This window comes from Amycolatopsis methanolica 239 (assembly GCF_000739085.1).
In the GTDB taxonomy this organism is placed as follows: Bacteria; Actinomycetota; Actinomycetes; order Mycobacteriales; family Pseudonocardiaceae; genus Amycolatopsis_E; species Amycolatopsis_E methanolica.
Map to the genome: position 1 here is coordinate 3,535,380 of NZ_CP009110.1, position 25,650 is coordinate 3,561,029.

General features: G+C 72.4%; 20 protein-coding genes and 2 pseudogenes. 9 read left to right on the forward strand and 13 right to left on the reverse strand.

From position 1 onward, the window contains the following. Positions 1–74: 74 nt before the first annotated feature. From AMETH_RS17095 to AMETH_RS17105, 3 genes are all read left to right on the forward strand, one after another. Entirely contained in the window at positions 75–1,145 is a 1,071-nt protein-coding gene (locus tag AMETH_RS17095) for an NAD-dependent epimerase/dehydratase family protein (protein WP_017982334.1), read from the forward strand. 119 nt (positions 1,146–1,264) lie between these two features. Then, positions 1,265–2,575: a M20/M25/M40 family metallo-hydrolase gene (locus tag AMETH_RS17100; RefSeq protein WP_017982335.1), complete on the forward strand. Its 1,311-nt coding sequence runs from the start codon at positions 1,265–1,267 to the stop codon at positions 2,573–2,575. After that, positions 2,572–3,072 (forward strand): helix-hairpin-helix domain-containing protein, encoded by a 501-nt coding sequence (locus AMETH_RS17105; RefSeq protein WP_017982336.1) that lies wholly within the window; start codon positions 2,572–2,574, stop codon positions 3,070–3,072. Before AMETH_RS17100 ends, AMETH_RS17105 begins: the two co-directional genes overlap by 4 nt. Before the next feature lie 5 nt (positions 3,073–3,077). On the opposite strand, the gene AMETH_RS17110 is transcribed toward AMETH_RS17105, so the two are convergent. From AMETH_RS17110 to AMETH_RS17125, 4 genes are all read right to left on the reverse strand, one after another. Further along, on the reverse strand, positions 3,078–3,425 hold the full coding sequence (locus AMETH_RS17110) for a superinfection immunity protein (RefSeq protein WP_017982337.1): 348 nt from the start codon (positions 3,423–3,425) through the stop codon (positions 3,078–3,080). Positions 3,426–3,605: 180 nt separating this feature from the next. Beyond that, on the reverse strand, positions 3,606–3,827 hold the full coding sequence (locus AMETH_RS17115) for a DUF5703 family protein (protein WP_017982338.1): 222 nt from the start codon (positions 3,825–3,827) through the stop codon (positions 3,606–3,608). Then, on the reverse strand, positions 3,824–4,831 hold the full coding sequence (locus AMETH_RS17120) for a YncE family protein (protein ID WP_017982339.1): 1,008 nt from the start codon (positions 4,829–4,831) through the stop codon (positions 3,824–3,826). The genes AMETH_RS17115 and AMETH_RS17120 overlap by 4 nt, the downstream gene beginning before the upstream one ends. Before the next feature lie 80 nt (positions 4,832–4,911). Next, complete coding sequence (locus tag AMETH_RS17125; protein WP_026153116.1) at positions 4,912–5,874, reverse strand: aldo/keto reductase; 963 nt, start codon at positions 5,872–5,874, stop codon at positions 4,912–4,914. Positions 5,875–6,039: 165 nt separating this feature from the next. Here AMETH_RS17125 and AMETH_RS17130 point away from each other — a divergent pair, with 165 nt between their 5' ends. The 3 genes from AMETH_RS17130 to AMETH_RS17140 are packed head-to-tail and all read left to right on the forward strand — an operon-like array spanning position 6,040 to position 9,644. Next, positions 6,040–6,876, forward strand: coding sequence for an undecaprenyl-diphosphate phosphatase (locus AMETH_RS17130; protein ID WP_017982341.1), 837 nt, complete (start codon positions 6,040–6,042; stop codon positions 6,874–6,876). Between the two features lie 9 nt (positions 6,877–6,885). Then, complete coding sequence (locus AMETH_RS17135; RefSeq protein ID WP_017982342.1) at positions 6,886–7,602, forward strand: histidine phosphatase family protein; 717 nt, start codon at positions 6,886–6,888, stop codon at positions 7,600–7,602. Continuing rightward, positions 7,599–9,644: a M3 family metallopeptidase gene (locus tag AMETH_RS17140; protein WP_017982343.1), complete on the forward strand. Its 2,046-nt coding sequence runs from the start codon at positions 7,599–7,601 to the stop codon at positions 9,642–9,644. Before AMETH_RS17135 ends, AMETH_RS17140 begins: the two co-directional genes overlap by 4 nt. Before the next feature lie 91 nt (positions 9,645–9,735). Here the strand turns inward: AMETH_RS17140 and AMETH_RS36915 are convergent. The 7 genes and pseudogenes from AMETH_RS36915 to AMETH_RS42620 all read right to left on the reverse strand — a co-directional run. Continuing rightward, positions 9,736–10,281: pseudogene (locus AMETH_RS36915) on the reverse strand (amidase family protein); the annotation flags it as partial. Positions 10,282–10,383: 102 nt separating this feature from the next. Next, positions 10,384–10,710 (reverse strand): YciI family protein, encoded by a 327-nt coding sequence (locus AMETH_RS17150; RefSeq protein WP_017982346.1) that lies wholly within the window; start codon positions 10,708–10,710, stop codon positions 10,384–10,386. 168 nt (positions 10,711–10,878) lie between these two features. Then, complete coding sequence (locus AMETH_RS17155) at positions 10,879–11,868, reverse strand: malate dehydrogenase (RefSeq protein ID WP_017982347.1); 990 nt, start codon at positions 11,866–11,868, stop codon at positions 10,879–10,881. Next, positions 11,865–14,027, reverse strand: a complete 2,163-nt coding sequence (locus AMETH_RS17160) for an FUSC family protein (RefSeq protein WP_017982348.1) — start codon at positions 14,025–14,027, stop codon at positions 11,865–11,867. The genes AMETH_RS17155 and AMETH_RS17160 overlap by 4 nt, the downstream gene beginning before the upstream one ends. Next, entirely contained in the window at positions 14,024–17,119 is a 3,096-nt protein-coding gene (locus AMETH_RS17165; RefSeq protein ID WP_017982349.1) for a GH92 family glycosyl hydrolase, read from the reverse strand. The genes AMETH_RS17160 and AMETH_RS17165 overlap by 4 nt, the downstream gene beginning before the upstream one ends. A 115-nt stretch (positions 17,120–17,234) precedes the next feature. Continuing rightward, positions 17,235–20,405, reverse strand: coding sequence for a GH92 family glycosyl hydrolase (locus AMETH_RS17170; protein WP_017982350.1), 3,171 nt, complete (start codon positions 20,403–20,405; stop codon positions 17,235–17,237). A gap of 218 nt (positions 20,406–20,623) precedes the next feature. After that, positions 20,624–21,055: pseudogene (locus AMETH_RS42620) on the reverse strand (GH92 family glycosyl hydrolase); the annotation flags it as partial. A 188-nt stretch (positions 21,056–21,243) separates the two neighbouring features. Between AMETH_RS42620 and AMETH_RS17175 the strand changes: the two are divergent. Genes AMETH_RS17175 through AMETH_RS17185 form a run of 3 tightly spaced genes read left to right on the forward strand, consistent with a single transcriptional unit; the run spans position 21,244 to position 23,494 of the window. Beyond that, on the forward strand, positions 21,244–21,804 hold the full coding sequence (locus AMETH_RS17175) for a TetR/AcrR family transcriptional regulator (RefSeq protein WP_017982353.1): 561 nt from the start codon (positions 21,244–21,246) through the stop codon (positions 21,802–21,804). Positions 21,805–21,842: 38 nt separating this feature from the next. Next, the gene (locus tag AMETH_RS17180) at positions 21,843–22,514 is read left to right on the forward strand and encodes a HEAT repeat domain-containing protein (RefSeq protein ID WP_017982354.1); all 672 of its coding nucleotides are present in this window, start codon (positions 21,843–21,845) and stop codon (positions 22,512–22,514) included. Continuing rightward, positions 22,508–23,494 carry a HEAT repeat domain-containing protein gene (locus AMETH_RS17185; protein ID WP_017982355.1) on the forward strand — a complete coding sequence of 329 codons (987 nt, stop codon included), beginning with the start codon at positions 22,508–22,510 and terminating at the stop codon, positions 23,492–23,494. The genes AMETH_RS17180 and AMETH_RS17185 overlap by 7 nt, the downstream gene beginning before the upstream one ends. Positions 23,495–23,501: 7 nt before the next feature. Here the strand turns inward: AMETH_RS17185 and AMETH_RS17190 are convergent, their stop codons facing one another. Both AMETH_RS17190 and AMETH_RS17195 read right to left on the reverse strand, forming a co-directional pair. Continuing rightward, positions 23,502–24,791 (reverse strand): M20/M25/M40 family metallo-hydrolase, encoded by a 1,290-nt coding sequence (locus tag AMETH_RS17190; protein ID WP_017982356.1) that lies wholly within the window; start codon positions 24,789–24,791, stop codon positions 23,502–23,504. After that, positions 24,784–25,611 carry a M55 family metallopeptidase gene (locus AMETH_RS17195; RefSeq protein ID WP_017982357.1) on the reverse strand — a complete coding sequence of 276 codons (828 nt, stop codon included), beginning with the start codon at positions 25,609–25,611 and terminating at the stop codon, positions 24,784–24,786. The genes AMETH_RS17190 and AMETH_RS17195 overlap by 8 nt, the downstream gene beginning before the upstream one ends. Positions 25,612–25,650 lie beyond the last annotated feature (39 nt).

The window sequence follows — 25,650 nt, forward strand, 5'->3', positions numbered from 1 at the left end:
CCCGAGGTGTCCCCGCTCCCGGCGGCACCAAACGCGACGGTTCGCGCCCCCGCCCGCCGGGTATCCACGTGCGCATGAACTCGCCAGCGAGCAAGGGCCTGCGCGTCGTCGTCACCGGCGCCAGCGGCAACGTGGGCACCAGCACCGTCGAGGCGCTCAGCCGCGACCCCGCCGTCGCGTCGATCCTCGGCGTGGTCCGTCGCGAACCGGAGTGGCGTGTGCCGAAGCTGGAGTGGCGCATCGCCGACCTGGCCGAGGACCAGATCGCCCACCTGGTGCGCGGCGCCGACGTGGTGATCCACCTGGCGTGGCTGTTCCAGCCCACCCACGACCCGGCCCTGACCTGGCGGTCCAACGTGCTCGGCGCGATCCGCCTGTTCGAGGCCGTCGCCAGGGAGAACGTGCCAGCCGTGGTGTACTCCTCGTCGGTCGGCGCCTACTCGCCCGGCCCGAAGGACAGACCGGTCACTGAGAGCTGGCCCACCCACGGCTGGCCCGCGGCCGCCTACCCGCGCGAGAAGGCTTACCTGGAGCGCTACCTCGACGGGTTCGAGAAGGCCAACCCCGAGGTGCGGGTGGTGCGGCTGCGCCCGGCGTTCATCTTCAAACGGGACGCCGCCTCGGCCCAGCGGCGGCTGTTCGCGGGCCCGTTCCTCCCCGGCAGCCTCGCCCGGCCGTCGCTGATCCCGGTCATCCCGGACGTCCCCGGTCTGCGCGTGCAGGCCGTGCACTCCGCCGACATCGGCGAAGCGTTCCGCCTGGCGGCGTTGAACGACGTGCGTGGCGCGTTCAACATCGCCGCCGACCCGGTCGTCGACGCCAAGGCGCTGGCCCGTCTGCTCGGCGCCCGCACCGTCCCGGTGCCCACCTGGGCGATCCGCGGCGCGGTCGCCGCCGGCTGGTACGCCCACCTGCTGCCGGCCTCACCCGGCCTGCTCGACACGGTGCTGCGGCTGCCGATCATGGACACCACCCGCGCCCGCGACGAGCTCGGCTGGATCCCCCGCCACGACGGGCTGGACGCGATCGGCGAGTTCCTGGCCGGCCTGCGGGCCGGCGCGGGCATGGCGACGCCGCCACTGACCCCAGACAACGCCCCGAAGCGCATCCAGGAGGCGGGCACCGGCATCGGCTCCCGGCCGTGACTCAGCCCCGCAGCTGGTCGATGCGGGCCGGCACGTCGTCGACCAGCGGGCGCACCTGGCGCACCAGGTCGCTGGCCGGGCGCTGAGCCCCCCACGCCGTTGATGATAGGAATGGCGGCGTGAGCATCGAGACCGCGGCCGATGAAGCCGTCACGCTGACCAGCGACCTGATCCGCATCGACACCACCAACACCGGCGATCCGGACACGCTGGTGGGGGAGAGGGCGGCAGCGGAGTTCGTCGCGGAGCAGCTCACCGAGGTCGGCTACCAGATCGAGTACGTGGAGTCCGGCGGGCGCAACCGGCACAACGTCATCACCCGGCTCGCCGGCGCCGACCCGAGCCGCGGGGCGCTGCTCGTCCACGGCCACCTCGACGTCGTCCCCGCGGACGCGTCCGAGTGGTCCGTGCACCCCTTCTCCGGCGCCATCCAGGACGGCTACGTGTGGGGCCGCGGCGCCGTCGACATGAAGGACATGCTCGGCATCATGCTGGCGCTGGCCCGCCACTACAAGCGCGAGAACATCGTCCCACCGCGTGACATCATCTTCGCCTTCCTCGCCGACGAGGAGGCCGGCGGCAAGTACGGCGCCCAGTGGCTCGTGGACAACCGGCCCGACCTGTTCGAGGGGGCCACCGAGGCGATCAGCGAGGTCGGCGGCTTCTCCATCAGCCTCAAGGACGACGTCCGCACCTACGTGGTGGAGACCGCGGAGAAGGGCATCCGCTGGATGAAGCTGCGCGTGCGCGGCACCGCGGGCCACGGCTCGATGATCCACCACGACAACGCCGTCACCAAGCTCGCCGCCGCCGTCGCGCGGCTTGGGCAGCACCAGTTCCCGCTCGTGCTCACCGACTCCGTCCGCGAGTTCCTCGCCGGCGTCACCGAGATCACCGGCTGGGACTTCCCCGAGGACGACATCGACGGCGCCGTCGCCAAGCTCGGCAACATCTCCCGCATGATCGGCGCGACCCTGCGCGACACCGCCAACCCGACGATGCTCACCGCGGGCTACAAGTCCAACGTCATCCCCTCGGTCGCCGAAGCCGCCGTGGACTGCCGCATCCTGCCCGGCCGCATGGAGGCCTTCGACCGCGAGCTCGACGAGATCCTCGGCCCGGACATCGAGAAGGAGTGGATGGAGCTGCCCCCGGTCGAGACCACCTTCGACGGCGCGCTCGTCGACGCGATGACCGCCTCCATCACCGCCGAGGACCCGGGCGCGAAGGTGCTGCCCTACATGCTCTCCGGCGGCACCGACGCCAAGTCCTTCCAGACGCTGGGCATCCGCAACTTCGGGTTCGTGCCCCTCCAGCTGCCCGCCGACCTGGACTTCTCCGGCCTGTTCCACGGTGTGGACGAGCGGGTGCCCGTCGACGCGCTCAAGTTCGGCACCCGGGTGCTGGACCGGTTCTTCCGCGCCTCGTGACCACCGCGGCGCAGCTCCGCAAAACGGCGCTGTCCCTGCCCGAAACGGCGGACGACAGCGGCGTTTTCACCGTGCGCGGCGCGGAGTTCGCGACGCTCGTGGACAAGCAGGTCACGCTGCGCCTGCCCGCGTCCGAGGTGGACGAGATGCTGACGGCGCACCCGACGGCCACCCGGACCGGAGACGGGGCGCGGGTGCCGCTGGCCGACATCGACGGCCAGCAGCTCAACCGCTGGGTGTGGCGCGCATGGCTCGCGCACGCCCCGGAACACCTCGCGCGCACCTCCGCCGCCGCGGCGGCGGGCGAGAGCGGCGACCTGCCGCGGGCCATCGGCCGCCCCGCCACCCGCGCGCTGGGCAACGCCGGGATCACCACGCTCGACCAGGTCGCCACGAGGACGGAGGCCGAGCTGCTCGCCCTGCACGGCATGGGCCCCAAGGCCGTGCGAATCCTCCGCGAGACGCTCGCCGAGACGGGCCGCGCACTCGCGGGCTGAGACGCCTAGCGTGCAACCGGCCGGGGCTCGGCCCTCGCGCCCGCCACGGCGGCCCAGACCAGCGCGGCGACCCAGACCAGCGCGGCGACCCAGACCAGCGCGGCGACCCAGCCGATGAGGGACCACCCCGCCACGAGGGTGAACACCGCGATCGGCCGGACGTCGGCCACCCCGCGGCGGCGGGCGAGCAACACCGGCGCGAACCACACCGGGAGGCACGTCACCAGTGTGACGATGATCAGCAGCGCCACCAGCGCCACGCCCATCCCGGCGAAGACCGCCAGCAACGCCGAGACCACCGCGAGCCCGGCGCAGGCGGCGGTCACGACACGGACGACGGGCGAGGAGAACATGCTGCTCCTTCCAAGGGGCAGCACTGAAATCGGCACGACAGCCCCGCCCGTTACCGCCTCTCGCGCGCAGCGCATCAGTCGAAGGTGGGCGGCTCCTGGCGAGGACACCACCGGCGTGGTGCAACGCCCGCCAGGCGATACCCCGGGCGTGGCGCCGACCAGCGGCGGGTGCCGCTGCGGTCAGATCAGGACTTCAGGCAGGGCGGTGGCCGGCTGGCGCTTGCGCCGCAGCCACACCCGCCGGGTGCCGTCGGAGTAGAGCCGGACCGTCGAGAGCTCCCACCCGCCGTACTCGGCGTTGATGGACAGCTGCGTGGCCGCGGCCCGCCGGGAGACGCCGGGTGGCAACTGCAACCGGCGGTACTCCCAGTCCTCGTCGACCACCGCCTCCTGGTGCTTCATGACTGGATCACCTGGACCCCTTCTCCCGCCGCGGAGCCGACGACCACCCGCCCGCTCCGCTCCTCGACGGTAACCGAATCCGGCTGCCGGACCGTCGGGAAACGGTACTTCTCGACCGGTTCGCCGCCGCGCACGTCGAACCCGACGACCTCGTTGCGCTCGGTGAGAGTCACCCACGCCAGCGCGCGCTGCGCGTCGTAGGCGAGGCCGTACGCCCCGCCGGGCACCGGGTACCGCTGCCGCAGCAACAGCGGGCCGGTGGAGAACGCCAAAAGGGCCCCGGCGCGGGTGTCGACCACGAGCACCCGGCCGAAGGAGTCCGCGACCGCGTTGGTGGCGCCGTCCCCGGCGCGCAGGCCCTCGGCCATGGTGCCGCCGTCAACGTCCACCGAGAACAGGGCGGTGCGCAGCTCGTCCAGCACGACGGTGTTCCCGCCGGCTTGCAGCACGTCGTCGGCGCTGTAGAGCTGCCCCTCGATCGTCTTGGTCAGCTGCCCGCCGCTGAACACGTCCACCGCTTTGCGGTCCCGCACCGCGACCAGCGTCCGGTCGCCCTCGACCACCGCGCCGGCCGGCTGGCCGGCCACGGTCAGGGTGCTCACCTCGCCGCCGGGCAGCGCGATCCGGGCGACCTGCCCGGCCGCGGGCAGCGTGGCCAGCAGCACCCCGCCGGACACGCGCAGGTGTTCCGCCCGCCCGGCGACCGGCACCCGCAGCGGCGCGGCCGCCAGGTCCGCGGCCCGGTACAGCAGCACGGCGTCCGGCACGGCGACGGCCAGCGTTCCGGTGGCCGGGTCGGCGGCCAGCGCCGTCACCTCGGGCGAGGCGATCACGGTGCCCGCCGGGGCGGCGGCAGGCTGGGGCGACACGGGCGCTGTCGCCGCGACCGGGTCGGCCACGACCTGCAGCGTGTCGGTGGAGTCACCGGACTTCGACGAGCACCCGCTCAGCACCAGGGCACAGACCAGCACGACACCGGTCCCGACGGTGGCGGAGGAGCGCACAAGACCTCCGGATCGCATTCCTCTGTTGCCTCCAGCATCCCCTGAAAACCCCGCCGCGTCACGTGCCATCCACCCCACGGTCACTTCGTGCCCCGCTCGGGGTAACCGAACTCGACGGCGCTGACGTCGTCCAGCGCGGAGGAGATCGCGACCGGCAGGGCGATCTCCTCCGCCGCCAGCGACCCGGTCAGCTGCCCTGTGTCGCGCGCCCCGACCACCGGCGCGACCACGCCCGGCCGGTCCCGCACCCACGCCAGCGCCACCACCAGCGGCGACACCCCCAGCCCGTCGGCCGCGGTGGCGACCGCCTCGACGATCCGCGCCGCCCGCTCGGTGCGGTGCTGCTCGACGTAGCCGGCGTACTCGGCCGACGCGCCCCGCGAGTCGGCCGGCGTGCCGTGGCGGTACTTGCCGGTCAGCACCCCGCGGCCCAGCGGCGCCCAGGGCAGCACCCCCAGCCCGTGGTAGCGGGCCGCCGGGACCAGCTCGCGCTCCACGCCGCGCTCCACCAGCGAGTACTCGGCCTGGGTGGCGACCAGCCCGGCGGGTCGGGCCGCGGCGGCCGAGGCCAGCTGCCAGCCCGCGTAGTTGCACACCCCGGTGTAGCGGACCTTGCCCGAGGTCACCGCGTGGTCCAGCGCCGACAGCGTCTCCTCCAGCGGCACCGAGTCGTCCCAGGCGTGCAGCTGCCACAGGTCCAGGTGGTCCACGCCCAGCCGCCGCAGCGACCCCTCCAACGCGGACAACAGGGCGCCGCGGGAGGCGCCACCGCCGAACGGCCCGTCGGTGCGCCGGGCGACGGCCTTGGTCGCCACGACGATCTCGTCACGCGGCACCAGGTCGCCCAGCAGGCCCCCGAGGATCCGCTCGCTCTCGCCGCCGGAGTAGATGTCGGCGGTGTCCACGAGCGTCCCGCCCGCCTCGACGAACGCGACGAGCTGGCTGGCCGCCTCGTCGGCGTCGGTCTCCGCGCCCCAGGACATCGTGCCGAGCGCCATCCGGGAGACCCGCAACCCCGACCTGCCCAGCTGTCGCTTCTGCATGCACGAAGAGTAACTGCGGCGCGCAGCGCCACCGCTGAGGGTGGCGGTGGGCGCCGGGCGGGCGTAACTAAGGTGTTGACGAAGGCGGCTCATCGGGTGATCCGCGTCGCCGATAGCCTCTCCCACCGTGCGAACGCGACTGATTTCCCCGAAGGCCCGGTGAGCATGGGCTGGTTCGAAGCACTCGTCCTCGGCCTGGTCCAGGGCCTGACCGAGTTCCTCCCGATCTCCTCGAGCGCCCACCTGCGCATCACGGCCGCCTTCGCCGGCTGGGACGACCCGGGCGCGGCGTTCACCGCGGTCACCCAGATCGGCACCGAGCTGGCGGTGATCCTGTACTTCTCGAAGAAGATCGGCCGCATCCTCGCCGTCTGGTGGCGCTCGATCTACCGGCCGGAGTGGCGCCACCACCCGGACGCCCGCCTCGGCTGGCTGATCATCGTCGGGTCGCTGCCGATCGTGGTGCTGGGACTGCTGTTCCAGGACGCCATCGACAGCGCCTTCCGCGACCTGCGGCTCACCGCGACGACGCTGATCGTGTTCGGCATCCTGCTGCTCATCGCCGACCGCGTCGGCCGCCAGTACCGGACGCTGGACCAGCTGACGGTCCCGCACGGCATCGGCTACGGCTTCGCCCAGGCGATGGCCCTGATCCCCGGCGTGTCGCGCTCCGGTGGCACCGTCACGGCCGGCCTGTTCCTCGGCTACACCCGCGCCGAGGCCGCCGAGTACGCGTTCCTGCTGGCCCTGCCCGCCGTGTTCGGCTCCGGCCTGTACAAGCTGACCGACATCGGCGGCGAGAACAGCCCCGAGTGGGGTCCCACCATCCTCGCCACCCTGGTTGCCTTCGGCGTCGGCTACCTGGTGATCGCGTGGCTGATGAACTACATCAAGACCAAGAGCTACGTGCCGTTCGTGATCTACCGGATCGCGCTCGGTGTCCTGCTCATCGTGCTGGTCGCCACCGGCGCCCTTGATCCGAACGCCGGTCCCGCCATGTAGGTTGGCGGCGTGGCTACCGTGATCCTGCTCCGGCACGGCCGCTCGACCGCGAACGGTTCGGGCGTGCTGGCCGGGCGGACCCCCAAGGTCGGGCTCGACGACACCGGCCGCGCGCAGGCGCGGGCGCTCGTCGAGCGGCTGGCCGGCGTGCCGCTGGCCGAGGTCGTGTGCTCGCCGATGCTGCGCTGCAAGAACACGGTGGCCCCGCTCGTCGCCGAGCGGGGCCTGACCCGCACCGTCGAACCGCGGCTGTCCGAAGTGGACTACGGCGAGTGGACCGGCCGCGAGCTGAAGGACCTGGTCAAGGAACCGCTGTGGCGGGTCGTGCAGGCCCACCCCTCGGCCGCGGTGTTCCCCGGCGGTGAGGGCCTGGCCGGCATGCAGGCCCGCGCGGTCGCCGCGGTGCGCGAGCACGACGCGCGGATCACCGCCGAGCACGGCGACCACGCCGTCTGGCTGCTGTGCAGCCACGGCGACGTGCTCAAGTCCATCCTGGCCGACGCGCTGGGGCAGCACCTGGACGCGTTCCAGCGGATCGTGGTGGACCCGGCGTCGATCTCCGTGGTCCGCTACACCGAGGTGCGCCCGTTCGTGGTGCGCGTCAACGACCACAGCGCGGATCTGGCCGGGGTGGTGCCGCCGGTGCCGAAGCGCGGTAGGAAGAAGAAGACGTCCTCCGACGCGGAGATCGGAGGGTCGACAGGACAGAAGGGCCGCGCTGGATGACACCGGACAACCCGTTCTCGCAGGCGAGCGACCTGCCCTACGGTCTGCCCCCGTTCGACCGGATCGCCGACGAGCACTTCGGCCCGGCGTTCGAGGCCGGCTTGGCCGAGCACGCCGCGGAGATCGAGGCCATCGCAGGCAACCCGGAGCCGGCGACCTTCGAGAACACGATCGTGGCCCTGGACACCTCGGGGCGCCTGCTGCAGCGCGTCTCGTCGGTGTTCTTCAACCTCACCTCCTCCGACACCAATTCGGCGCGGCAAGAGCTGCAGGCCGAGATCGCGCCGAAGCTGGCCGCCCATTCCGACGCCATCCACCTGAACCCGGCGCTGTTCGCCCGCGTCAAGGAGCTGTACGACCGGCGCGACCAGCTGGGGCTGGACGAGGAGTCGGCGTGGCTGCTGGAGCGCACCTACACCGACTTCCAGCGCGCCGGCGCCGGGCTCGACGAGAGCCAGCAGGCCAAGTTGCGGGTGCTCAACGAGGAACTGTCCACGTTGTCCACCCGGTTCCAGGAGAACCTGCTGCGCGACACCAACGACCTCGCCGTGCTGGTCGAGGACCCCGCGGAGCTGGCCGGCCTGTCCGACGGCACGATCGCCGCCGCGCGTGAGGCCGCCGCGTCCCGCGGTGTCGAGGGGTACCTGCTCACCCTGAACCTGCCCACCTCGCAGCCGCTGCTGTCCGCCCTGGAGAACCGGGCGCTGCGGGAACGGCTGTTCACCGCGTCGATCTCGCGCGGCAACCGCGGCAACGAGAACGACAACTCGGCCGTGCTGGCGCGGATCGTGCAGCTGCGCGCCGAGAAGGCCGCCCTGCTCGGCCACCCCAACCACGCGGCGTACGTGATCTCCGACGAGACCGCCCGCACCGCCGAGGCCGCCGTCGGGCTGCTGGAACGGCTCGCGCCCGTCGCCGTGGCCAACGCCCGCCGCGATGCCGCCGAGCTGCAGACCTACCTCGGCCAGGACCACCCCGGCGCCACGCTCGAGCCGTGGGACTGGGCCTTCTACGCCGAGCGCGTCCGCAAGGCGAAGTTCGACCTCGACGACGCGACGCTGCGGCCGTACTTCGAGTTGGACCGGGTGGTGCGCGACGGCGTCCTGTTCGCGGCGAGCAAACTGTACGGGCTGCGCTTCACCGAACGCCACGACCTGCCCGTCTACCACCCGGATGTGCGGGTGTTCGAGGTCTTCGACGCCGACGGCAGCCCGCTGGGCCTGTTCCTCGGCGACTACTACACGCGCGACTCCAAGCGCGGCGGCGCCTGGATGAACACCTTCGTCGACCAATCGCACCTACTGGGCGAACGGCCGGTGGTGGTCAACAACCTCAACATCGCCAAGCCGCCTGCCGGTGAGCCGACGCTGCTCACCTTCGACGAGGTCACGACGCTGTTCCACGAGTTCGGGCACGCGTTGCACGCGCTGGTGTCGGACGTGCGCTACCCGAAGTTCTCCGGCACCAACGTGCCGCGGGACTTCGTGGAGTACCCGTCGCAGGTCAACGAGATGTGGATGCTGTGGCCGGAGGTGCTGGCGAACTACGCCAAGCACCACGAGACCGGGGAGCCGCTGCCGCAGCGCCTGGTGGAGCGGCTGGAAGAGTCGGCCCAGTACGGCCAGCCCTTCGCCACCACCGAGTACCTGGCCGCGTCGCTGCTGGACCAGGCCTGGCACGGGCTGGGCACCGAGGACGCGGTCGGCGACCTCGCCTCGTTCGAGGCCGCGGCGCTGGAGAAGGCCGGGGTGGCGGTGCCGGCGATCCCGCCGCGCTACCGCAGCACCTACTTCGCGCACGTGTTCAGCGGCGGCTACTCGGCCGGGTACTACTCCTACATCTGGAGCGAGGTGCTCGACGCCGACACCGTGGAGTGGTTCAAGGAGAACGGCGGCCTCAGGCGCGAGAACGGCGACCACTTCCGGGCCACGCTGCTCTCCCGCGGCGGCTCCGGTGACCCGATGGGCTTCTTCCGCGCCTTCCGCGGCCGCGACCCGGAAATCGCGCCGCTCCTGGCGCGGCGCGGCCTGACCGGCGCGTGATGGAGGTCGGGCGGGAGGCGCAGTACGACGTCTTCGCCGAGGAGTTCCTCGACCACGCACGGGACGGCTTCTGCAACGCCCACCTGGACCGACCGCAGAAGTGGGCGGGGGTGCGCAGCGAACCGGCGAGGTCGGAGCCGATGGTCAGCGCGCCGAACCCGCACGCCAGGGCCGCCGCCGATCCGCCGGAGGACCCGCCCGCCGTGCGCTCGTGGTCCCACGGGTTGCTGGTGGTGCCGTAGATGTCGTTGAAGGTGTGGATGTCCTGCAACCCGCGCGGCACGTTCGTCTTGCCCAGCACCACCGCGCCCGCGGCCTTGAGCCGCGACACCTGCACCGCGTCCTCCGCGGGCAGGAAATCCCGGTGTTGCGGCATCCCCCAGGTCGTCGGCAACCCGGCGACGTCGTAGGACTCCTTGACCGTCACCGGAATCCCGAGCAGCGGCCGGCCCTCGCCGCGATCACGTGCCTGGTCGGCAGCCCGCGCGCGGTCGAAAGTCCGGCACGCAGACGCGTTGACGGCCTTGTCTTCGCGCTCGATGCGGTCGATGGCCTCGTCGGTCAGTTCCACCAAGGACACTGACCCGGCACGCAACGCGGCCGCCAGTTCCTCGGCCGGCTTCACACTCCACTCCATGAAGACGACGGCTATGGGCACGCCGGAGAGGGCATAATATCCCTTTTCGCACAACGGATGAGCGGGTTGAGGAACATCGACTGACCGAGGCCCGGCCGGAGTTCAGCGCTGCAGCGGCCACACCTCGACCACCCCGTGGGCCACCGCGCACGGCGTGCCGGCCACCATCCGCGTCGCCTCCTCCAGCGTGTCGGCCTCGATGATCGCGAACCCGGCGACCGGCAGGTCCGACCGCAGGAACGGGCCCGGTGTCACCTGGGTCCCGGCCGCGTCGTGGTTGCGCACCTGCACCGGCTCGCCCGCGATCCCCATCTCGGCCCCGCCGGCGCGTAACCGGGAGTCGTGCTCGTGGGCGGCCGCCCGCACCTCCTCGGCGGTCCGCTCGTAGCCTTCGCTGTCCCCGTAGCCGATCGTGATGAACTTCCCCATCGGAGCAAGGTAGCGCCGCCCGTCAGCCGAGCCAGTGCCCGTCGCGCATGAGGGTGCGTCCCGGCAGTCGGCACGCGGCTCGAACCCGGTCCGCGATGATCACCACGCTGATGCCGGAGGGCCGGCCCCCGCCCGGGAACCGGCCCTCCGAAACACCACCAGGAAAAATCAGATGAGACCGAGCTTCTTCACGGCCTCGCGCTCCTCGGCCAGCTCGTTGACCGACGCGTCGATCCGGCCGCGGGAGAACTCGTTGATCTCCAGGCCCTGCACGATCTCGTACTTGCCGTCCTTGCAGACGACCGGGAACGAGGAGATCAGGCCCTCCGGCACACCGTAGGAGCCGTCGGACGGCACGGCCATCGAGGTCCAGTCGCCCTCGGGGGTGCCGTTGACCCAGTTGTAGATGTGGTCGATGGCGGCGTTGGCGGCCGACGCGGCCGACGACGCGCCACGGGCCTCGATGATCTCCGCGCCGCGCTTGGCCACGCGCGGGATGAACTCCTCGGCCAGCCACTTCTCGTCGTTGACGGCCTCGGCGGCGTTCTTGCCCGCGACCTCGGCGTGGAAGATGTCCGGGTACTGGCTGGCGGAGTGGTTGCCCCAGATCGTCAGCTTCTTGATCTCGCCGACCGGCGCGTTCAGCTTCTTCGCCAGCTGGGCGACGGCGCGGTTGTGGTCCAGGCGGGTCATGGCGGTGAACCGCTCGGCCGGAACGTCAGGCGCGTGCGACTGCGCGATGAGGGCGTTGGTGTTGGCCGGGTTGCCGACCACCAGCACGCGGATGTCGTCGGCGGCGCCGGCGTTGATCGCCTCACCCTGCGGCTTGAAGATGCCGCCGTTGGCCTCCAGCAGGTCGGCGCGCTCCATGCCCTTGGTGCGCGGGCGCGCGCCCACCAGCAGCGCCACGTTGGCGCCGGCGAAAGCCTGCTTCGCGTCGTCGAAGATGTCGATGCCCGCGAGCAGCGGGAACGCGCCGTCCTCCAGCTCGAGCGCCGTGCCCTCGGCCGCCTTGACCGCCTGCGGGATCTCCAGCAGCCGCAGCTTCACCGGCGTGTCCGGGCCGAGCAGCTGACCGGACGCGATGCGGAACAGCAGCGCGTAGCCGATCTGGCCGGCGGCGCCGGTTACGGTGACGTTGACGGGGGCTTGGGTCATTGCGTACTCCTGCGGACGGAATCTTGGCTTGTGCTGGTGACCCTATCGCCCTCTGCCTGCGCTGACGTGGTGCGTCGCCTCACGTTCTGCTGAACCGATCGAGTCGAATCGGCCACCGGCACCTCGAACGCCCTGCCCAGCGCGACGATCCCGGCATCCAGGCGGCCCAGGCTGGTGAGCACGGAGCGTGCCTGGGCGTTGTCCGTCTCACGCGTCTCCGGGGCGGCGGTGTTGCGCACCAGCCTGCCCCGCTCGTCGCCGTCGAGGGCGTCGCGCAGCACGTCGACGTTGCGGCTGATCCGCTCGATCACCCCGGTCAGCCGGTCGTCGGCGGGCAGCAGGCCCGGCTCGGAGCGGGCCGCGATCTGCCGCGCCCGGAACGCCAGCCGCTCCAGCGTGCTCATCACGTACCAGCCGTAGTCGCGGCGGCTGGCTAGGCTGATCGGGTGGGTCAGCGGCTCGATCGTGGTGCGCACCTTCTCCACCGAGCGGTCCAGCTCGCGGGAGAGTTCGATCACGTTCACGTTCTCCCGCCCGGACAGCAGCGCCTCGGCCCCGGCCAGGAACTCGCACAGGTCCACCAGCGCCGCGTCGATGTCGGACACCATCACCGTGCGGGTGCGCACCGGCACCACCAGGACCGCCGCGATCAGGCCCGCCGCCGCGCCGATCGCGGTCTCGGCGACCCGCACCCACAGCACCTCGACGGTGAACGTGCCGAGCAGGCTGTAGAGCAGGCCCAGCATGCAGGTGATGAAGAAGGCCATCAGCAGCTGCGACACCCGCGCCACGTAGACCAGGCAGAACACGCACACCAGGATCAGCACGACCGTGGCGGTGGTGTTGCTGGTGACCAGCAGCGCCAGCAGCATCCCGCCGAAGATCCCGCCCAGGGTGCCGGTGACGCGGCGGAACCCCTTCACGAACGTGGCGCCCGCGGTGCTGGTGTTGAGGAAGACCACGAACACCGTCAGCACCGCCCAGTACCAGCGGGCGTCGGAGATCAGCTCGCCGCCGAGCACGGCCAGCCCGCCGCCGACCATCGCCTGGATCGCGCTGCGGGTGCGGTTGTCGTAGGCGAGGACCTTCTTGGGTTCGTCCTCGGTCTCCTCCTCGGGCAGTTCGGTCTCGGCCGAGTAGTCCTTCTCGGCGACCCGCTGTGCGTTGACGTCGGCCAGCGCCAGCTCGGCGATGGCGCGGCGCACCTCGTCGCCGGGTTCGGTGCGCTCCTTGAGCCGGCTGCCCGCGACGAGCATCTTGCTGAACTCCTCGGTGTCGCTGATCACCGGCAGGTCGCGGGGATCGCGCTCGATCAGGGAGTCCAGCCGCAGCAGGCTCGCGATCAGGTCGTCGCGGACCGCGTCCGGCAGTGCGTCCGCCTCGGCGGCGCGGCGCACGGTGATCGAGAGCCACTGGCAGGCCAGCTCCACGGCCAGCAGACGGCGGCGCAGCAGCTGCATGCCGGTCTCGTCGAACAGGTCGCCGATGGTGTCCTCGATCATCAGGACGGCCTCGTGCAGGCGGGTGTCGGCCTTGCGCAGCTGGTTGATCCGCCACTCGCTGCCGCCGCTGGCCAGGCACGCGGCCGCGGCGCGCACCACGGCGCTGATCCGGGCGCGGAACGCGCGGCGGGCCCGCAGCAACTCACCCTCGGGTCGCCGCCGCAGCACCGCGAACCGCATCACGGCGTTCGCGGCGAGCCCGATCGCCAGGGCGAGGATGTACTCGGGCAGCTGCCGCGGGTGGATCGCGAGGAACATCGCGAAGAAGAACATGAAGAACGACAGCGCGCCCATCGCGGTGCCGCGCGGCGCGAACCGCTGCGCGTAGACCGCGAGGAAGATCAGCAGCACGAACAGGACGCTGTCCAGCGGGGGAGCGGTGGCGGCGAACGCGGCGACGGTGAGCGAGGCCGACCCGCACAGCATGACCAGCACGAGCGTGATCGCCTGGTCCTTGGGCGTCTTGTCGTTGACGCTGAACGCCGAGTTCATCGCCGCGATGCAGGCCACCATGATCGTCGGGATCGGGCGGCCGAGCAGGAGCAGCACCAGGATCGACAGCACGATCCCGCCAACCGCGATCCCGGCCAGCCGCAACCGCACCAGGCCCGGATCGGCGGCGACCAGCCGGTCCTGGGCCACCTTCCACACCCTCATGCACGGCTCCCGAGCAGTTCCCATTCGGTCAGCGCGGTCCGCCGCCCGGTCGCCGCGGTGACCCGCAGCCGGTAGGCACGGTACGTGCCCGGCTCGGCGATCGAGAACGGGCGGGTCTGCCGCCGCCACCGGAACCGCTCGCCGCGGCGTTCGTCCAGCCGCACCCACGACTCCCCGTCGGCACTGCCTTCCAGCACCCAGTCGCGCGGGTCCCCGCCGCGGGCGGCGGAGGTCAGGGTGTACATCTCCACGCGCGCCGGTTCCCGGACCGCGCACTCGATCACCGGGGTGCGCGAGCGGAAGGTGACTTGCGTGGCGGTGGTGTCGGCGAACAGCTGGGTCACGTCGGTGCCGTCGTCGCAGGTGCCGGTGCCGGTAACGTCGGCCAGCGGGGGCGTGCCCAGTGACGGCGGTGGATCGCCCCAGCCGGTGGGGGTGTCCGTGACGTCGAACTCCAGGTGGTCGGCGGTGATGAGGTCGGCGTGCGGCAGCCAGGTCGAGTGGTGCGGCTTCCCGTCGATCGTCAGGCCCCGCACGTACGTCCCGCGACCGGGGGCGCTGATCGTCACCGTCCGCCCGTTCTCCAGGCGCAGCCGGGCCCGTTCGAACAGCGGCGCGGTCAGCACGTAACCCGGGCTGCCCGGCGCCAGCGGGTACAGGCCCAGAGCGGCGAGCACGTACCAGGCGGACATTTCGCCGTTGTCCTCGTCGCCGGGGTAGCCCTGCCCGATCTCGCTGCCCAGGTAGCAGCGGGTCAGCACCTCCCGCACGATCACCTGCGTCTTGGCCGCGGCCCCAGCGTGACAGTACATCCACGGGATGTGGTGGCTGGGCTGGTTCGAATGCCCGTACTGGCCGAGCCGTACGTCCCGGGCTTCGGTCATCTCGTGGATGATCCCGCCGTAGGACCCCGGCACGCGCCCGGTCTCCGGGGTGGCGAAGAAGGTGTCCAGTGTGGACTCCAGCGCCGCGCGGCCGCCGAGCAGCGCGGCCAGGCCGGCGCCGTCGTGCGGCACGGAGAACACGGTGTTCCAGGCGTTGGTCTCGGGCTGGTCGAAGCCCCACCGGGCCGGGTCGTGGTGCTCCGGCGCCCAGCGCCACCGGCCGTCGCGGTGGCGGCTCTGGAAGAACCGGGTGCGCCGGTCGAAGTGGTTGACGTACTGCGCGGCGCGCTGCCGGAAGTAGCGGGCGTCGTCGGTGTGCCCCAGCGCCGCGGCGAGCGCGGCGAGGCCGAAGTCGTTGAGGCAGCCCTCCAGCGCCCAGGACAGGCCCTCGTGCGTGGTCAGCGGCGTGAACCCGAGGAAGATCGACTCCCGCAGGCCCTGCCGCCCGACGCTGCGGCCGGGCGGGGTGACGGTCGCATTGCGCAGCGCTGCGTCGTAGGCGGCGTGCACGTCGAAATTCCGCGCTCCCCTGAGGTAGGCGTCGGCGAAGGCCACGTCGGAGCTGGTGCCGGTCATCAGGTTCGCGTAGCCGGGGGAGGACCAGCGCGCGATCCAGCCGCCCTCCCGGAACTGCTGCACGAACCCCTCGATCAGCTCCCCGCAGCGCCGCGGCGCCAGCAACGCGAGCGCGGGCCACACCGTGCGGTAGGTGTCCCAGAAGCCGTGGTTGACCGACATCGGGCCGTCCACGACCTTCGCCCCGGTCCGGGTGCGGGTGCTCGGCCACCACTGCCGCCGCACGGGGCTGGCGTGCCGGACTCCGCGTGGGGTCTGTTCGTGGGCCGAGTTCGGGTACAGGAACAGCCGGTACAGGCCGGAGTAGAAGGTGGTCAGCTCGTCCGGGGTGGCGCCGTCGATCTCGACCCGGCCCAGCACCTCCTGCCACGCCGCCCGCGCCCGCTCGCGGACCTGCTCGAACGCGGTGCCGGCCGGGATCTCCAGCTCGAGGTTGCGGCGCGCCTGCTCCAGGCTGATCAGCGAGGTCGCGATCCGCAGCTCGACCAGTGGGGCGTCGAAGGACAGGTAGCCGGTGTTGGGCCAGCGCAGCCGGCGGCCACCTGCGGCGGGCCGGTCGAACGTGCCGTATACGAACATCCGCCGCGCGCCGACCGACAGGCGGCTGCGCGCCCATGTGTGCCCGGTGACCACCCCGCGCGCCGGGTCGACGCGCAGGCCCCCGCGCCGGTTGACGTTGTCGAACAGCACCCATCCGCCCTCGCCGGGGAAGCCGAACCGGATGAACGCGGCGTGGTCGGCGGGCGCGAGGTCGACGGTGATGCCGTTGTCGAAGCGCACCCCGTAGTGGTGCGGCCGGTCGGTCTCGTTGCCGTGGGAGAACGGCAGCGCCCGCGCCTTCCGGTCCGCGGTGACCGGACCGATTCCCGGCAGGAATTGGAAGGGGTGCCGGTCGCCCATCCACGGGCTCGGCTGGTGGCTGACCGCGAAGGCCTGCAGTTCGGGCCGGTTCTGGGCGTTGTTGCGCCGGTGGTACTCGTACAGCCAGTCGAGGGACCTGGCGTTGGTGACCGGGGTCCAGAAGTTGAAGCCGTGCGGCACGGCGGTGGCCGGGAAGGTGTTGCCGCGGGAGAACTCGTTGCTGGAATGGGTGCCGCGCGTGGTGCGCACCCAGTCGACCGGGTCCCGCGGGCCTTCGGGCGGCGCGTCGGCGATCGCGACGTCGTCGACCCAGCCCGACACCGGCTCACCCGGCGACGGCTCGGCGAGTAGCACGACCGCCCGCGCGCGACGGCCCGCGGCCTCGCCGAGCGGGTGACGCACCAGGTTCCACTGGTCGAGGTAGAGGGTCTTGGACTCACCCGCGTCGAGCGCCGCCCCCCCGATGAGGGTGCCGTCGTCCAGCTCGACGGCCAGCGCCACGAAGGTGCTGCGCCAGCTCGGCCCGGCGTCGGACTCCGGGAACACCACATAGGACAGTCGGGTGTCCGCACCGATCACGAAGTCCACTTCGAACAGCACCTGACGGGCCGGTTCGCGGGCCGTGTAGCGGGCGGCGCGCACCCCCGTGAACCCGGCGCCGGCCTTGGCCGCGGGCGCCCGCTCCGGCCCGGAGCCGACGGTCACGACCGGGCCGGAGCGGGGCCGCGGATCACCGTCCTCGAACGACGAGAAGAAGTGGGTCCGGGTCACGTCGCCTACCGTAACCGGCCGCCCCGCTCCCTTCCCGCCGAGCAGTTCCAAGCTGGACAAACCGGGTACCGGCGACCGGTGGTGATGCTCGCGGGCGGTGGGGCGGATGCGGCAGTCACTTCCCGCCGAGCAGTTCCACCTCCGCCAACCCCGCCGCGCCGCCCGCGCTGGCCGTGATCCGCAGCCGGTAGTGTGCGTAGGCGCCCGGCGTGGCGATCTTGAACGCCCGCGTCTGCTGCCGCCACGTGAACGTCTCCCCGGAGCGGGTGTCCAGCGGCGTCCACGTCTGCCCGTCCTCCGAGCCCTCCAGCACCCACGCGCTCGGGTCCCCGGCGTCCTTGGCCGAGGTGAGCGTGTAGAAGGTCGCGGTCACCGCCCCCGGCACCGGGCGGTCGACCGTGTCCAGCGGGCGGGCCTGGGTGGCCGAGGTGTTGTCGAACAACGGCCCGCCGGGCGTGGTCAGGTCCGCCGGCGGCTGGGGCGGCTCGTCGCCCTCGGTGAGCGAGGGCGGCACCTCCGCCGCGCCCCAGAGTGACGGGCTCGGGCCCATCGCGAAGTCGAGCGTGCCGCCGCCCGCGAGCACGTCGTGCGGCAGCGACGTCGAGTTCCACGTCCGGCCGTTGACCCGCAGCCCCTGCACGTAGACGTTGCGGGCGTTGTTCTTCGACGCGTTGATCACCAGGTTCCGGCCGCCCGCCAGGTGCACCGTCGCCTTGGTGAACAGCGGCGAGCCGACCGCGTACTCCGGGCTGCCCATCCGCAGCGGGTAGAACCCGAGCGCGCTGAACACATACCACGCCGACATCTCGCCGTTGTCCTCGTCGCCGGGGTAGCCCTGCCCGATCTCGCTGCCCAGGTACAGCCGGGACAGCGCTTCCCGCACTCTGGCCTGCGTCTGCCACGGCTGCCCGGCGAAGTCGTACATGTAGGCGATGTGGTGGGAGGGCTGGTTGGAGTGGCCGTACTGGCCCATCCGCACGTCCCTGGCCTCCCGCATCTCGTGGATCTGCCCGTCGTAGGCGCCGGGGAACCCGGCCGTCTCCGGCGTGGCGAAGAACTGGTCCAGCTTGCGCGTCAGCCCGTCGCGGCCGCCGTAGAGGTTGGCCAGCCCCTGCCCGTCCTGCGGCACGGTGAAGGCCATGTTCCAGCCGTTGGTCTCGGTGTAGTCGTGGCCCCATTCGCGCGGGTCGTACTGGCCGGGCGCGACGCGGAACGCGCCGTCGGCGCCGCGGCCCTGGAAGAACCCGACCGCCGGGTCGAACAGGTGCACGTAGTTCTGCGCGCGGCCGCGGAAGTACTCGGCGTTCTCGGCGTACTCGCGGCGGCGCGGGTCGTCCGGCGCGGCCTCGTCGGCGAGTTTCCGCGCCATCATCGCGATGCCGAAGTCGTTGAGGTAACCCTCGATCGCCCACGACATGCCCTCGCCGGTCGACGTCGGGGTGTAGCCGAGGAAGATCGACTGCTCCAGGCCCTTGCGGCCGACATCCTCGTTGGGCGGGGCCACCGTGGCGTTGCGGATCGCCGCGTCGTAGGCGGCCTGCACGTCGAAACCGCGCACGCCCTTGAGGTAGGCGTCGGCGAAGGCCACGTCGGAGCTGGTGCCGGTCATCAGGTTCGCGTAGCCGGGGGAGGACCAGCGGGCGACCCAGCCGCCGTCGCGGTACTGCTGCAGGAACCCGTCGATCATCCGGCCCGCCACGTCCGGCGTGAGCAGCGCGTAGGCGGGCCAGGTGGTGCGGTAGGTGTCCCAGAACCCGTTGTTGACGTAGATCTCGCCGTCGACGACCTTCGCCCCGGTGTGCGTCGGCGTGTCCGGTCCGGCCTTGGGCGAGACCGGGCTCGCGTAGGCGGGGCGCGGGCTGCGCGTGGTGCCGACGCTCTCGAACCCGGAGTTGGGGTAGAGGAACAGCCGGTACAGGTTCGAATAGAGGGTGGTCAGCTGGTCCCGGCTCGCGCCTTCGACCTCGATCACGCCGAGCTTGCGGTCCCACGCGGCCTGCGCGGCCGAGCGGACCGTCTCGAACGCCGTGCCCGCCGGGATCTCCTGCTCCAGGTTGCGCCTCGCCTGGTCGACGCTGATCAGCGAGGTCGCGATCCGCATGCCCACGGTGCCGCCGCGGCCCGGGTCGAACTTCAGGTAGCCGCGCACGTGGTCCCGTCCCTCGCCGGGCAGCATGTCCCCGCCGGTGACCGGCCGGTCGAAGGCCGCGTACACGAACATCCGGCCCGCGCCGGCCGAGTTGCCGCTGCGCACGTCGGTGAACCCGGACAGCGTGCCCGTGGCGGGTTCGAGGGTGAGGCCGCCGGTGTCGTTGACGTTGTCGAAGATCAGGTTCGCGTCGCCGCCGGGGAAGGTGAACCGGAACGCCGCCGCGTGGTCGGCGGGCGCGATCTCGGCCTTGACGCCGTTGTCGAACGTCACCCCGTAGTAGTGCGGTTTGGCGATCTCGTTGGCGTGGTCGAACGACAGGGCACGCGCGGCCCGGTTCGCGTCCGGCACACCGGCGGCGGCCGAGGGCATCACCTGGAACGTCTGCCGGTCGCCCATCCACGGGCTCGGCTCGTGGGACAGCGACAGCGCCTGCAGTGCGGGCCGGTTCTGCGCGTTGTTGCCCTCCTGGTAGCCGTAGAGCCAGTTCACCGACCCGGCGTCGGTGACCGGGGTCCAGAAGTTGAAGCCGTGCGGGACCGCGGTGGCCGGGAAGTTGTTGCCGCGGGAGAACGTGCCGTTGGCGTTCGTCCCGCGGGTGGTGAGCACGTGGTCGGACAGGCGGGTGACGCGGGCCTGCGGCGCGGCGGGCCCGAGCGTGATGTCGTCGAACCAGCCGTTGAACGAGCCGGAGCCGGCGCCATTCGGGTTGTCGTAGGCGATCAGGATCCGCGCGACGGTCTTGCCGCGGGCGACCGCGCCGATCGCCGAGCGCACCAGGTTCCACTGGTTCGCGTAGAGCGACTTCGCCGCGCCCTGCCCGCGGGGGCTCAGCGGGAACCCGTACTGGTCCACCGCGCCAAGGGTGGACAGGTAGGTGCCGTCGGTGAAGGCCAGGTCGACCGAGACGTTCGTGCTCGGGTACGTCAGGTCGTTGCCGGTCAGCTCGGGGAACACCGTGTAGGACAGCTCGGTGTCGGCGCGCACCGGGATCCGCACGTCGAACACCTTGTTGTAGGAGTAGCCGTGCGGCGCGGTCGGAGTGCCGCCGTAGTGGAAGGCCCGCAGCCCGGTGAAGCCGGTGCGCGGTTTGCTGGTGTAGCCGACGGGCGGGCCGCTGTCCGGGTAGGACCGCATGGCGGGCAGCGGCGGCGGGGCCGGCTGGTCGTCGGCAAGCAGCAGTTCGGCGAGCTGGACGATGTCCGCGCCACCGTTGGCGGTGATGTCCAGCCGGTAGAAGCGGTGCGTGGCGGTGCCGGCGAGACGGAACTCCTGGTCTCGAACCGGTCGCCGAACGTCTGCCCGCTCTGGCTGTCCACTGTGGTCCAGGTGGCGCCGTCGTCGGAGCCCCGCAGGGTCCAGTCCCGGGGGTCGCGCTCCGGGGCGTCGTTGGCCGAGGTCAGGTCGTAGCGGGTGATGGCGACCGGCTCGGCGAACTCGATCCGCACCCAGCCGGTGCGGGCGAAGGCGAGCCACTTGGACTCCGGCCTGCCGTCGAGCACGTTCACCGCGACCTCGCCGGCGCCGGCGTTCTCCGCGCTCGCGGTGGCGCCGGTGGCGCGGCCGCGCACGTCACCGGGGATGGCCGAGCCGTTCGCGCCGTTCACGCCGGCGGTGAGCGGGCGGCCGTCCGGCCCGGTCTCCACCGTGTCCACCCAGTCTGGCTCGGGCTGGCCGGGTTCGAACGACGACGCGAACCGCACCGGCGCCTCCGCTCCCGCGGGCGGCGCGGCGACCAGACCGGTCATCAGCAGGGCGACGGCCAGCGCGCGAATGGTTCGGACCATGGCAGGCAGCGAAACGCGCAGGCCGGGGCACCGTCAAGGGCCACGCCAAAACTTGCCCAAACCGGACAAGGACGGGTGAACTCTACACCGCATCCGGCCGTCCGAGGTTTAGCCTGCTCAGCGCCATCGCAGAGCGCAACGGACCGTTGCAATGCAACGCACCGTTGCGTTGCGGTTAGGCTGAGAGCATGCCGACCGGTGCCGGCCCCCGCCGGGTCCAGGAGATCTTCACCGCGGCCCTCGACCTGCTCACCGAGCACGGCTACGACGGGCTCACCATCGAGGCGATCGCGCAGCGCGCGGGCGTGCACAAGACGACCCTCTACCGCTGGTGGTCGTCGAAGGACGAACTGCTCGCCGCCGCGGTGACCGGCTCGGCGCTGCTGGAGTTCCCAGTCGCCGACACCGGCAGCCTGCGCGGCGACCTGCTCGCCGTCGCCACCCGCCTGTCCCGGCTGCTGACCCGCCCGGCGACCGCCGCGGTGCTGGCCGCCGTGCCCGGGCGCCCGCTCCTGGCCGAGGCCACGAACGCGTTCTTCACCGGCAGGCTCACCCGCGACCACCCGGTCTTCACCCGGGCCGTCGAACGGGGCGAGCTGGCGGCGGACAGCGACGCGGACCTGGTCGTGGACCTGCTCGCCGGCGCGCTGTGGTTCCACCTGCTGCTCTGCGGCGGCAGTGCCGACCGGCGCTACCTGGCCCGGCTGGTGGATTCGGTCCTGACCGGCGTCAGCGCCCGGCGTGCTTGACGTTGACACCGTGACAAGGTCTTCACTGGGACGCGGAGGTGGTTCCGATCAACCCGACACACCGCGACCTGCTCGGCGCCCTGAGCGCCGGGAACCCGTCCACGCGGCTCAAGGCCGCGCTGGCGGCAGGCACGCATCCCGACCCCGGTTTTCTCGGTGAGCTCGTGGCCCGCAGCGCGGTCGAGCCGGACTTCTTCGTGCGCGACATGGTCACCTGGGCGCTGACCCGGCTGCCCGCGGAGATCACGGTGCCCCGGCTCCTCGACGAGCTCGCGAACGGGCGGGCTCAGGCGTGCAGCCAGGCGCTGCACACCCTGTCCAAGATCGGCGACCGGCGCGCGTGGCCCGCGATCACCCGCGCGTTGCTGCACGACGCCGACGACGAGGTCGCGCGCAGCGCGTGGCGGGCCGCGGTCGTCCTCGTGCCCGACGAGGGGCGCGCCGCGCTGGCCGAGGACCTGGCCGCGCAGCTCGGCCGCGGCGACCGGGGCGTGCAGCTGAGCCTCAGCCGGGCGCTCGTCGCGCTCGGCGACGTGGCCGAGCCCGCCCTGCGGACCGGCCTGGCGAGCGAGGACCCGGTGGTGCGCGCGCACGCCCGCGCCACGCAGCGGCTCCTGCGCGACCCGGACGCCGGGTTCGCGCCGGACGTCGAGGAGGCGAAGCGGGTGGCCGCGCTCGGCCCGGAACGCGCGGCGGGCGCGTCGTGCTGATCGGCGAAGTGGCGCGCCGCTCGGGGGTGAGCACGCGGATGCTCCGGCATTACGACACCCTCGGGCTGGTGCGCCCGACCGGCCGCACCATCGGGGGCTACCGGGAGTACTCGGACGAGGGCATCCGCCGGATCTTCCACGTGGAGAGCCTGCGGTCGCTCGGGTTGTCGCTGCGCCAGATCGGGCGTGCGCTGGCCGATCCCGGTTTCGCACCGTCCACTCTGGTCGCCGACCTCATCCAGCGGACCGAGGACCGGATCCGGCGGGAGCAGGAGCTGCTGGAGCGGCTGCGGGCGGTCGACGCGTCCGCGCCGTCGGGCTGGCCGGACGTGCTGCGCATCGTGGCGCTGCTGCACGGGCTGAACTCGCCCTACGCGGCGCGACGGCAGCAGGCCGCCCTGACCGAGGCCGTGCCGGTGCCCGCCGAAGTGCTGGCGGAGGCGGTACTGGCCGAACCCGACGCGAACGTGGCCGGCGCGCTGCGGTGGGCGCTCGCGCGCGCCGGCGGCGACGGGGTGGCCAGCCTGGCGGCCGGGCTGCGCGGCGACGACGTCGAAGTCCGGCGGCGCGCGGTGCTGGCGATCGCGGAGATGCAAGGGGACGAGGCGACCGAGGCGCTGACCGGAGCGCTCGCGGACCCGGACCCGACGGTGCGCAGGCACGCGGCGCTGGCCCTGGGCCGGTCCGGCGTCGCCGCGGCGGTGCCGGCGCTGGTGGGCATGGTGGTGGACGGTGACAGCGACGTCGAGGCGGCCGAGGCGCTGGGCGCGCTGGCACTGGACCCCGGGCGCGCGGAGCAGGTGATGAGCGCGCTCACCGCCGAACTCGCCGCGCACGCCACGGACCCCGCGGTGCGGCTCCGCCTGACCCAGGGGCTCGCCGAGTTGCCGCCATCCCTCGCACACGACGTCCTGCGGCAACTGGTTCACGACGACGACCGCGCGGTGGCCCTCCTCGCCACGGCCCTGCTGGGGGAGTGATGCCCGGTCAGCAGTGGGTGAGGAAGTGCTCCAGGACGCGCTTCCCGAAGTGCAGCCCCTCCAGCGGCACGCGCTCGTCGACGCCGTGGGCCATCGCCCGGTACTCGAAGCCCTCGGGCAGCCACAGCGGCGCGAAGCCGTAGCAGGCGATGCCCAGCGGGCTGAACGCCTTGGCGTCCGTGCCGCCGCCCATGCAGTACGGCACCACGACCGCCTCCGGGTCCTGCGACCGCAGCGCCTCGGCCATCGCGGCGAACCACGGGGAGTCCACCGGCGCCTGCACGGCCGGCTGGTGCGCCACGAACTCGCGCGTGACGTCCGGCCCGAGTAGCTCGTCGAGCTCGTCCAGCAGCTGCTTCTCGGTGCCCGGCAGGGTCCGGGTGTCGATCTGGGCCTGCGCCAGGCTCGGGATCACGTTCACCTTGTACCCGGCGTCGAGCATCGTCGGGGTGGTGCTGTTGCGGATGGTCGGCTCGACGAGCTTCGCCGCCGGGCCCAGCCGCGCCACCGTGCCCTCCACATCGGACAGATCCACTTCGACGCCGAGCGCCGCGCCGGTGCGGACCAGGAACGCCTCCACCGTCGGGGTCAGCGTGACCGGCCACTCGTGCGCGGCGATCCGGTTCAGCGCCTCGATCAGCCGCACCACTGCGTTCTCGTGGTTGGGCCGCGAGGCGTGCCCGGCCCGGCCCCGCGCGGTCAGCCGCATGTGCGCGGTGCCGCGCTCGGCCGTGCCCACCGGGTAGAGCCGCTTGACCGAGCCGTCGGCCGCGGGCACGTGGTAGGTGTAGCCGCCGGACTCGCTGATCGCGGCCACGCACCCGTCGAACAGCTCGCGGTGTTCGTCGGCCAGCCAGTGCGCCCCGTACTCGCCGCGGTCCTCCTCGTCGGCCACGAACGCCAGCACCAGGTCGCGCCGCGGCCGCAGCCCGTCCGCGACCGCGGTCAGCACCATCGCGATGAAGTCCTTCATGTCCACCGCGCCCCGGCCCCACAGGTAGCCGTCCCGGACCTCCCCGGCGAACGGCGGCACCGTCCAGTCCGCGGCGTCGGCGGGCACCACGTCCAGGTGCCCCTGCACGAGCAGCGCCGGCAGCGCGGGGTCGGCGCCGGGGAGCCGGGCGACCACGTTGGTGCGCCGCGGCGCGGACTCCAGCACCACCGGTTCGAGGCCGGCGCCGGCGAGCACGCCCGCGACGAACTCCGCCGCGTCCCGCTCGCCCTCGGCGTCGCCGTGGCCGCGGTTGGTGGTGTCGAACCGCAGCAGCTGCGCGCACAGACTCTCGACGTTAGCCATACTTCCCCTGCACCGCGCCCGCGGCGATCGCCGTGACCACCTTGAACGCCTTCATCGCTTCGGTCATCGATGCCGCGTCGAACCCGACCCGGCGCACACCGGTCTGCTCGACGGTCGGCACCACCGCGGCGGCCTGCGCCAGGTGGCTCGCGTCGAACTCGACCTCGATGCGGTGCGCGGCGGCCGCACCCGGCGCCCGCACCGCACGGTCCATGCTCGCCCGTGCGGCCGCGCTCAGCATCTCGGCGGTCCTCGACGGGGGAAGGCAGATCGCGGCGTAGCGGCTCACGCACTCCTTGACGGCGACCAGCTGCGCGCCCGGCGCGTAGTCCGCGGCGTCCTCGCACGTCCGGTCGTCGCCGGACACCAGCAGCACCGGCACCCCGTGCTCGGCGGCGAGCGCGGCGTTCAGACGGCCTTCGCTCGCCGGCACCTCGTCCAGCCACACCCCGGTGATCTGGTTCTCCAGGTAGGTGTGCGACAGCACCCCGTCCGCGCCCGCCCCGGCGTGGTAGCCCAGGAACACCACCCCGTCCACGCCGGAGTCGATGCCCTGCATCATCGACAGCGGCTTGTGCCGCCCGGTGAGCAGGCGGGCCCGGTCGTCCAGGTCCTCCAGCAGCAGATTGCGCTGCGACGAATGCGCCTCGTTGACCAGCACGTCGCTCGCACCGCCCGCGTGCAGGCCGCGGACCACCGCGTTGACGTCCCCGGTGAACAGCCGCCGGAAGCGCTGCCACTGCTCGGTGCCGGGGACGACGTCGTCGGTCCAGGTGACACCGGTGGCGCCCTCCATGTCCGCCGAGATCAAGATCCGCATGGTCCAGACCTTACGTCACGGCTCGGCAACGCCAGCCGT